The organism is Anaerophilus nitritigenes (assembly GCF_004138215.1).
Classification (GTDB): Bacteria; Bacillota; Clostridia; order Peptostreptococcales; family Thermotaleaceae; genus Anaerophilus; species Anaerophilus nitritogenes.
This window is the reverse complement of the sequence record NZ_RYYS01000019.1, coordinates 1-9980: the sequence shown is the minus strand read 5'-3', so window position 1 is coordinate 9980 and position 9980 is coordinate 1. Positions and strand designations below refer to the sequence as shown.

Genomic DNA, 9980 nt, shown 5'->3' with positions numbered 1-9980 from the left:
CAATTGCCTATTTTTTTTATGAAAAAAGTAGATAATAATACAAATATAATGATTAATCCTGTTCTAATTAATATTTGACTTATACTCATTTAATCACCCCTTATAATTTCTAACCCAATTAACCAAATTTGAAAATTGAAAATCAAATTCAAAAACATGGTAAAAATGTAATCAAATTTCCTCAAAAAAGACTTTAGGAATTTGACGGGATTGATCAAGAAGATGCATCTGAAAAAGCGTACTTGTTATTATATTTTAACAAAACAATATTAATTATTGGGATAAGATATAGATAAAAAGAATAAGGAATAAATCCTATACTATCTACTCCCATGATGGTAGCTGGAACTAAAACAGCTATATTCCATGGGATAAGAGGAGATAATACAATTCCTGTATTTTCTAAGTCTATAGCAAATTGATATTTATCAATGTTTTTATCTAAATAGCTTTTTTTCATAAGCTGATTGGTTAAAACAGTAGAAATAGATTGGTTACATCCAAACGCTGCAGTAATAATACTAGTGATCGTTGTATAAACAAGTAGATCATAACGTGTTTTTGCTTTCATTAAAATATTTTCAATATTACTTAGCATATTTGTTCCATCAAATATACCAGCTAAAGAACAAGATATAAAAACAACTACAAAAGATTTAAGCATTGATAGGATTCCTCCACCTTTTAATATATTTTGTAAGGAAGAGCTTTTATCTAAATGAAAACCTAAAAATATAAAATTTAAAACTTCTATCGGCTTATAGTATTGAATAAATATAGCAATTATAGAAGCTACTGCAATACTAACAAGCATAGATATTTTAACATCTATTTTAAATAGAGCAAAAACTAAAATAATAATTGCTGGTAATAAAACAATCCAGTTAATTTGAAAGACATTTATGATTTCATTATGCATTTTACTATCAATAATATGTAATGGTGCCTTTAGTGAAAGAATAAAATATATAATAACAGATAAAATAAAAGGAATAATAGATGTTTTAAACATATTTTTTATATTTATATAAAGATCGGTTTGTGTTAAATTTGCAACTAAATTTGCACTAGAAGACATAGGAGAACATCGATCACCAAAATATGTACCAGACATAATAGCACCTGCAGCTAAATTCACATTAATATTTCCAGTTTTAGCTATTAACATTAAGGCTAGACCTACAGTACTTATTGTTCCGAAGGAGGTACCTAAAAGAAAAGATACCATACAACTTATTAAAAACGTATACAAAATGAAAAAATGTGGATTCATATGTAAAATTCCATAATATATTATTGCTGGAACTGTTCCTGAAGCCATCCAAACACCAGTAATTGCACCTATTAAGATAAATATTTTTAAAACAATGAAAGCTTTTTTTATGCCACTTATAGACATTTTTATAATATCTTTTAATAAAAATCCTTTTCTTAATGAAATATAGACAAACACGAAAAATCCTAATAGTAATGGATAACCTACAAATATACCTTTGTAAACTGAAAAAATTAGTGTAAAAAATACAACAAAAATGCTAATGACTACATTCACAAGATCCACCTCTTTTATTAAAATGAATATCTCAAAATTGTATCTTCCTTTTCTATTGTTTTATTAAATTTGTGTAATATTCCAATCCTCTATAGGTAATATATAAAAATCTATCTTCAATGAAGCAAATATAAATAATTCATCATTTTTCATTTAAAAAACCTCCAATTTTTTCATAAAAATAGAGGTTTTTTTATATTATACTTGTATTCTACTTTTTCTTTCATTTTCCTTTTAAATATTTTCATCATTTTTATAGAATGATTTCGATAGAATCAAGGTCCCTGTCGCTTTGATTCGCCCTTTGATTCGGATAATTTTTGTATACTATTTTTATATTCTAAGGAAAACCTCAATATATGCTATAATAATTTTATCCTCTGTGAAAGGAGGTGAACCCTATTGTCCCGTATAACAAAAGAAAAATTAGAGTACATAGCAACGATAATTACATCATTAGCAGCTTTAATCACAGCTATAGCAGCTCTAATCAATGCAGTAAAATAAGTACTAGAAAAGCAGGTGCAGCCACACCTGCTTTTCTAGTTGCTTTTTTTGAACCTTATTGTCCCGATAAGTGTTCTTTACTTATCTATAATATACCATAATCAAGATCATTTATTCAACATATTTACAAAAGTTTAAAGAATCACAGAAACATGAGAATCAAAGGGCAGGATACTTTATTTTCTTTTCCTTATTTATTTTATCAATTTTTTAAATTGGACAATATATTTATAATACATTATCAATACAGAGATCATTAATAAAACTTCATCAGTAGTTCCTCCCTAACAAATATGATTGATGTAAATAAATACCTATTCTTTTGATTGATATTCCATTTTAGATTCATCTATTACATTGACATATATTTTCTCAAGACCAATTTCTTTAGAAATCAAGTATCTTATAAGTCCATCTTCTAGGTGATATATGACACGTCTTTTATCCTCTGGATCTTTTCTCTTTAAGACCAAAATAGCTCTAGCCTTTGGGTATACTCCTTTATGATTAGAAATAAGTTCCTCTAGATCATCTTTTTTTAGCTTGTATTTTTCTTTATTTATATTATTCTGATTATGTATATCTTTTACGATTTTTATCTTAGATAGCTCAACTAGCTTTGTTTCTTTGATAGTATAATTATTTGTAAAAAACTCTTTCTTTTTCGGTTTAGAATTGGATTTTAAATATTCTTCTGCTATTGTTAGTGCTTCATCTAGTGTAAGATCTCCATCAAGATTTCTATAAGGTATAAGACCTATGTTTCCTATTTCTTTGTTTTTATCTTGTAAATTAGATGTATATGGAAAAATACTTTGTATGCTTGTGTTGGTTTCATCACCAATTATTCTTAATTCGTAGATTTTATTTTTATGATTATCTACTTCCTGTTTTATATATCCTTTTGTAATTAATAGGTTTTGTTTATATAAGTGTGTTAAAACTTTATCTTTTATACTATAGAGTTCTTTTTTTTTGGAGTTTATAAATTCAAAACTCTTAGGCTCATTTTTAACTGCTTTCGTTTGATCTCTTAGTTTTATAGCTTCGTTATCTATATACTCAATTGCTTTTGCAATTTTATTCATTTCTATATTGTTTTTATCCATCTATATCTTCCTCTCTTATTGTTTATCAAATTTGATTCATACTGCAATCTTCTATAAGATCCAATTTCATAAAGTAAATAATAGTAACTCCTTATTTTTCATTTAAAAAACCTTCAATTTTCTCATAAAAAAATAGAAGGTTTTTTAATATTATATTTGTATTCTACATTTTTTGTTATTTTCCTTTTAAATATTTTTATGATTTTCATTTCTCATTATTCTGAAATCTTGAGTCAAAGGGGACAGATACTTTGATTTCTTCAAGTAATAGTAAAGCTCCTAAATTCTTAGGAGCTTTCATCTACTTTTCTTTTTTAGAATCATAAAGACAACATATGGCTTCATCTACAATTTCATTAAATGTAATATTAGGATCATCATATACAAATACTTTTAACTCTTGTAATTTTTTCACTGTACTTGGTTTTAATGTATAGCTTCTTTTCACTTTCAGTTCTTCACTTTCCAAATTTTTAACTTCCAAAGAATTTGTACTTTTAAATTCTTTGGAAGTTTTATTCAAACCTTCTAAAATTCCTTTACTACCACTCATATTTTAATACCTCCTGACTCAAATTCATATAATCTTCATATCCATTGCACTTTTCATCAAAATATATGATAGGTGTTTTGCTATCTTGTGCATATTCGATTTGACTATTGATTCGAATGGCTGTATGAAACACTTTGTCTCCAAAGACTTCTTCAAGTTGTTCTTTAAGATCTTTGGCTATGTTTTTTCTTTTATCAAACATATTAATCAAAATACCTATAATTTGCAGCTCTGGCTTTAAGTTATCTTGAACTAAAGTAATTGTATCTATCAAGTGCTTGATTCCCTTCATACTAAAAAAACTTGTAGCAACAGGCACAATAATCCCATCACTTGCTACTAATGCATTGATGCTCAATAATCCTAATGAAGGTGGACAATCAATTAAAATATAATCATAGTTTTGTTTTATTTCTCCTAAAATTCTATTTAATATGGTTTCTCTACTCATGGCATTACTTAAAGTAATCTCAGCATTACTAAGGGTTATGTCAGAAGGAATGACCTCTAATCCTTCATAAGGAGTTTTTTGTATAATTTCTAAAATACTTTCCTTCTTCACTTTTTTATCTATCAAAAGATCATATACCGTATATTCTAATTCTTCGTCATCAATACCTACTCCTACAGTTGTATTGGCTTGGGGATCCATATCTACCAACAACACAGTTTTGCCTTGTTTCACAAGTGCTGCCCCTAGATTAATGGTTGTTGTACTTTTCCCAATACCTCCTTTTTGATTAAAAATAGAGATTATTTTACTCATTACAATTAACTCCTTCCAAAATTCTTTACTTCTTAAATTCTTGCATTCTTTAATTCTTTTCTATATAAGAATGAAAATTCCTTTATTTTTCATAATGTTTTTTTGATTTTTTAAAGTATTTACCGCTAATAACCTTCATATTTTTAAAAAACGTATAGCCGTTATATCTACGGTCTATACGTTTTTATTAATACTAATCCACCATATAAGAGTATTCAAATAACCTAGGGTCGTTAAAGTCTGCTTTTTTCACTTGTGAGAATGATATGCCTATCACATTAAAATAAATAGTACCCGTATACTTATCTACATATATTGTATAACGAAGGCCTTCAAATACATAATATCTAGAAATGGTTTGCACCAACCTTAAGTTTTCTATATCTTTTCGTAGTATCTCTAAAGCACTAGTCAATAAATGCTTTTCTGGTTGATGAAGTGTTTTATAATTATCTTCAAAATGATCATAACCATATGTTAAATTTCTTTTTAAAGATTCATAAGCTTCTTTCTCAGAAATATATGAAGCATTAAACTCTTGATCAATAGTCACCACAGGATTCCATGTAAACAAATCAATTTCAGTTCGTGTATAATATTTAACTTTTAGACCCATTGTTTCACAGATAAATCTTAGTGGTACGTAGATTGTGTTGTTCATGAGGATCGGTGCTGATTGTAACGTATGCTTTTCATTATTAACAATTGCAACATGATCCTTCACTTTTAAAGTAATTGTATGATTGTTATTTTTAATGATTACATTATTGCTTTCTTCTACCCAATTCAGCTGAAATCCTAATGTTTCACATATAGTTTTTGCTGGAACCAATAATATGTTATTATGATTGATTGTCTGTATATCTGGTTGGTATAAACCGTTTATCATTATTATTGTTTGTGCATTTTCTGGTGAAGCATTTATTTTTGTTCCATTTTGAAAAACATACTCCTGTATAGGCATTAATTCTTGATATCCAACTTCCTCCATGTCATGATCACAATACAAACTAAGATCTGCATGTGGAATCTGGTAGTTTGTAGCATGAACAATTGTGATTTGAAGCAGTAAAAAAATACAAATGATGATTTTCTTCACAATATCTCTCCTTTTTTAAATTTTACAATGCTTATTTTACCATATATCGGAAAATCCCTATTAAACATGGACAGGTACTCTGATTATTCATTCTCTTAATCTTAGATTCTTTACTTCCTTTTGAGTTTTTTTAATTGAATAGTATATTTATAATACATTATCAATGCAGAGATCATTAATAATATATTAAAAAGTAAAGCTATAAAAACATAGTGATTTATGCTTAGATTGGCTATTATTTTATCTTTGCTATCTAGTATTAAAATATTACATTCAGAAAAATTTATATTTCCATTAAAATGAATTGTTGTATTATTCCTAGCTTCTTCATCTCTTATTATCATTTTTATCACTTGAAGATTATTAACAAAATATTTAACAATTTTATTTATTTCAATAAAAGAAAATACTGATAACAAAAGGCTAAACACTAATACAAATATTATATATGAATGAAGCTTTTTTTCACTCATTTGCTTATACATGATAAATGCCACCTTTTCTATTATTGTATTCAATCAAGATACTACTCCAACTCTATTTTAACTTCTGATATATGTATCTAAATATTAAAATACCCATAATTACAATGATAGGAATTAGAGATGAGTACCAGTCATTAACTATTCTGTTACTAACTAATCCAGTAATAAAACCAATTATAATCACTAATATATTATATTTCATTCCATCTCTCCTTTAGTAATCGCTTATAGATGAATATTTTATAAAAATTAAGATATTTTTCTTTTAAAAATTTTAAATAAGTATATCCTAGGATATACTTATTTGTTTTCTTCCTTTGAGGTATATACTTTGAATATAACTAATATGACAATTACTAGAAAAATTAATAATATTATTGTCCACATAGTGCCTAATTCTTTTGATTCTTTCAAAATTGTACCTAATCCCACTATCACTAGCATGATTATAGAATGATTTCGTCTAGCTACTCGTTCTTTAACCCATTGTTGTTTATAATCTTTATCTTTTTTATTCATGAATGTCACCTCATCAAATCAGTATCCCTGGTCTATGATTCTAAGGTTGTAACATATACTCGAGAACTATCTCCCCAGGGATGATAGCCTGTACCAATATACTTAAATCCATACTTTTCATAGTATCCAATATGGTCTGTACAGAGATCTTTACTTCACAGTTTTCTATAATTATTCAATTCTTATTTGTTCATATATTTGAATCAACGTAAAACATTCTCTTTGCTTTCATGATTAGTAAACCTGATTAGTACATAAGTTATAAAAATGATTACTCCATATAAAATATATTCAATCATAGGCACTAGGAATAGTTAATTAATTTTAACATTATATGGTAATCAATTCTATAGTTATTTGATTTTTAACTATTCCCCAATTATATTAATGTTCAAATAAAAACTTCCAAAGAATTTAAGAATTAAAATTCTTTGGAAGTTAAGAATTTAGGAAGTCAAGAATTTAAAATCAAAGAATCAATGTACATGTCCTTTTGATTCAAACCTGCTCCATACGGATTTTCATTAATTGGTCCTCCAATGAATTTCTGTTCAATTACTTCAATTTCTTCATTTGAAGTATGAAAGATATATAGTTCCCTTGATGGCTCACTTAAATGTAAACTTTTATATTGTTTCCATGCATCCGTAGAATTACTATGATTCGATATAACTGCCATATCTTGAATGATTCTTTTATTATCTATAGAATTAGCTTTTAGTGCTGCTACTAATACCCATTTATTAGTTTTATTATATCATAATTTCTGTCCCTCAATTATAACTTCTCACAATGCTACAAACAAGATATTTAAACATTTGAGAAGTCTTTTCTTAAATAAACCATATCAATAAGCTGAACACCATTTTCAAAAATAGGTTTATCGTAGTTAATGATGAAAAAATTTTTTACTTTATGAGAAATCTTAAATCCACAATGTTCATAAAAAGGAATTGTCAAAGGACTATCTCCAGTACCTACAAACATCGTCTTGCACTTTCCTTTATAGTATTCAAATATATACTTTACCAAGCTACTTCCGTAACCTCGTCCTTGATATTTTTTATATGTAGCTAAATTTTTCAGCTCGTATTCACCATCTTTTTCTTTTGTTACAACACAGACACTTTTTAGACCTCCATCATACAATGCAAACAATTCTCCTCTATGTAAATACTTATCAATCATATTTTCTTGTTCATCAGCTAAAAGCAATAAATCTAAAAAATCTTTTTTGTCGTTCTCTATAATTCTGATTTCCATACAAACCTCCTATTATAGTTTAAGTCTCAATTTTCTACAATTACGCAAAATAAGAATGTTGGGAAGTAAATAAGATTATAAATTATATAGAACTATTTCCATGTACTTTTATAAAACAGATTAAATTTCACATTTGAATGTTTCGATTGTCCATTTACGATATAGTAAACACTATAAACTTCATCTCTTGGAGTTAACTTTTCTATGTTACCTACTTGTCCACCAATATTTTCTATATGATGATATATCTTTTTTTTACAAACCATAGGTCTCCATACCTTCTCGTATATTAATACAAGTATAAGAACTAAAACTCTCCATATTAGTTTCATAATTTACTCCTTTTTTGTTTCACCATATTCTACAATTACACACTTCTTATTTGTTCATATATTTGAATAAACATGAAACATTCTCTTTGCTAGCCTAATATTTTTAGAATAGTTTTCTTTGTTGTAATTTTTTCCACTTTCTTATTTTTGTTCTGAAAGACTTAAACGGTGCAACAGTATTAATGTGAATCCATTTCCATATTGGCCAATTAGCTGGAGTTGATGATGACCATTTTCTCCCACCTTGTTGAAATAATTCCACATCTGTATAACTATTAATCAATTCAATAATTTGCTGTTCTACTTTTGTAAACATATTACATAATTCTTTTAAGGTGTATCCATCATATTGTTTGTAAAAACTTTCATATAATGAACCAAGATTATTCCACTTGTAATCTGGTGTTGGTGTTACAACAACATGCCCTTGTTGCTCTTGATTTTCCCAATTAAGAATCAAATTCATCCATCCCAACTGATAAGCAAGCATTTGAGAAGGTGTTTTATCCACTTCACTAATGAATATATCTTTCTCTTTATCATCAATATCACCAAATTCTTCGATGAATAACTTTGCACGTTTTTGAATTTCTAAAATTAATTCTTCTCTATTTTGATATTTTTGCAATTTGTTACCTTCTTTCAAATTACTAATTTTATATAACTATATATATAATACTTCTATAAAACTAAAGAATCAAGGTAACTGGTCTGTGAGCACTAGGAATAGTTACTGGATAAGTTATACTTAATTAGACAATAAATACTCGGACATGATAAAATTAGGTAAATAGAACTGGAGGAAAATGAATATCCCCAACGATCATTAGAAATGAAAAAAGGATTGATTGGTATTATTAATGAGATGAATTTATATGAGAACGGAGCGTAAGATTATGTATTATTGGAATGAAGATAATTTTAAAGGACTAAAAGAAATTGGTGAAAAATATAGTATTCAAAATGGGTATGAAGATTTTTCAAAGTATTGTCTTTTAAAGGAAAAAGGCTTAAGAAAACAAGCACATAAAGCTGTTGAAGATTTTATATCATTAACTCGATCTAAGAATATAGATGAACAAAGGGAAATTGCAAAAGAACTTGCTTTTTTAAGCTATTATAATAAAGAAGTCCATCAACTTATACCTCAACAGCTTCATCAATTTTTAATTACAATACTTAAAGAATGGACTAAAAAGAAAACAGGTGATGTCACACCTTATCGCTGGCTTGGATATTTTTGTAATAATTTAGATTACTATGAAGAAGCAATCAGAATATGTCCAGCAGATGAGATTTCACTTATTGAACTAGTGAAAGGTAAATTGAACAATGTGGATTATCAAACACATCATTTGTCTGAAACAATGTTTATTGGAAACATAGAAAATGCTAGGGCTTCTTTAGAATATGCGTATAATGCTATTAAAAAACTAAAGTCGGGAACACTTAAAGATAGTCTTTGTGATGGATATAATTATTATAAAAAACTTATTGATGCATGGGAGGAATATATAAAGGAAAAACGTGAAATATCCTTCCCAAAGTGGTGTAAAACTAGAGGAGAAAATTTCAATTTTGGAATAATAGTATACTATAATAAATAGAAAAAATATTCACAACTTTCGGTAAACCAAGGTGAATCAAAGGGACAGATACCTTGATTCCAAATGTGATTCCAGGTTATTTTTGTTTCTAGAAATATATGGTATTCTAAAAGAAAATTATTAACCTTTATTACATAAAGTTCATCCGAAAGGTTCGTGATAAAAATGAAAGAAAAACGTATAGCCAT

12 protein-coding genes are annotated in these 9980 nt (G+C 27.1%); 1 reads left to right on the top strand and 11 read right to left on the bottom strand.

What is annotated here, in order from left to right:
* Nucleotides 1-214 precede the first annotated feature (214 nt).
* From EK368_RS02200 to EK368_RS02145, 11 genes are all read right to left on the bottom strand, one after another.
* Entirely contained in the window at nucleotides 215-1552 is a 1338-nt protein-coding gene (locus tag EK368_RS02200; RefSeq protein ID WP_129596102.1) for a Na+/H+ antiporter NhaC family protein, read from the bottom strand.
* Nucleotides 1553-2373: 821 nt separating this feature from the next.
* Complete coding sequence (locus EK368_RS02195; protein ID WP_129596101.1) at nucleotides 2374-3168, bottom strand: hypothetical protein; 795 nt, start codon at nucleotides 3166-3168, stop codon at nucleotides 2374-2376.
* A gap of 301 nt (nucleotides 3169-3469) precedes the next feature.
* Complete coding sequence (locus EK368_RS02190; protein ID WP_129596100.1) at nucleotides 3470-3721, bottom strand: hypothetical protein; 252 nt, start codon at nucleotides 3719-3721, stop codon at nucleotides 3470-3472.
* Entirely contained in the window at nucleotides 3711-4487 is a 777-nt protein-coding gene (locus EK368_RS02185; protein WP_129596099.1) for a ParA family protein, read from the bottom strand. Before EK368_RS02185 ends, EK368_RS02190 begins: the two co-directional genes overlap by 11 nt.
* A 193-nt stretch (nucleotides 4488-4680) precedes the next feature.
* Nucleotides 4681-5586: a copper amine oxidase N-terminal domain-containing protein gene (locus tag EK368_RS02180; RefSeq protein WP_129596098.1), complete on the bottom strand. Its 906-nt coding sequence runs from the start codon at nucleotides 5584-5586 to the stop codon at nucleotides 4681-4683.
* Nucleotides 5587-5696: 110 nt separating this feature from the next.
* Entirely contained in the window at nucleotides 5697-6071 is a 375-nt protein-coding gene (locus EK368_RS02175) for a hypothetical protein (RefSeq protein ID WP_129596097.1), read from the bottom strand.
* Nucleotides 6072-6371: 300 nt separating this feature from the next.
* Nucleotides 6372-6590 carry a hypothetical protein gene (locus EK368_RS02170; protein WP_129596096.1) on the bottom strand — a complete coding sequence of 73 codons (219 nt, stop codon included), beginning with the start codon at nucleotides 6588-6590 and terminating at the stop codon, nucleotides 6372-6374.
* A 454-nt stretch (nucleotides 6591-7044) separates the two neighbouring features.
* Nucleotides 7045-7269, bottom strand: a complete 225-nt coding sequence (locus tag EK368_RS02160) for a hypothetical protein (protein ID WP_129596095.1) — start codon at nucleotides 7267-7269, stop codon at nucleotides 7045-7047.
* Nucleotides 7270-7400: 131 nt separating this feature from the next.
* Complete coding sequence (locus EK368_RS02155) at nucleotides 7401-7853, bottom strand: GNAT family N-acetyltransferase (RefSeq protein WP_129596094.1); 453 nt, start codon at nucleotides 7851-7853, stop codon at nucleotides 7401-7403.
* Nucleotides 7854-7945: 92 nt separating this feature from the next.
* Nucleotides 7946-8185: a hypothetical protein gene (locus tag EK368_RS02150; protein WP_129596093.1), complete on the bottom strand. Its 240-nt coding sequence runs from the start codon at nucleotides 8183-8185 to the stop codon at nucleotides 7946-7948.
* A gap of 103 nt (nucleotides 8186-8288) precedes the next feature.
* Nucleotides 8289-8813 carry a ClbS/DfsB family four-helix bundle protein gene (locus tag EK368_RS02145; RefSeq protein ID WP_129596092.1) on the bottom strand — a complete coding sequence of 175 codons (525 nt, stop codon included), beginning with the start codon at nucleotides 8811-8813 and terminating at the stop codon, nucleotides 8289-8291.
* A 247-nt stretch (nucleotides 8814-9060) separates the two neighbouring features.
* Between EK368_RS02145 and EK368_RS02140 the strand changes: the two genes are divergently transcribed.
* A complete protein-coding gene (locus EK368_RS02140; RefSeq protein WP_129596091.1) occupies nucleotides 9061-9792 on the top strand; it encodes a hypothetical protein in 732 nt (243 codons plus the stop codon).
* Nucleotides 9793-9980: the final 188 nt, after the last annotated feature.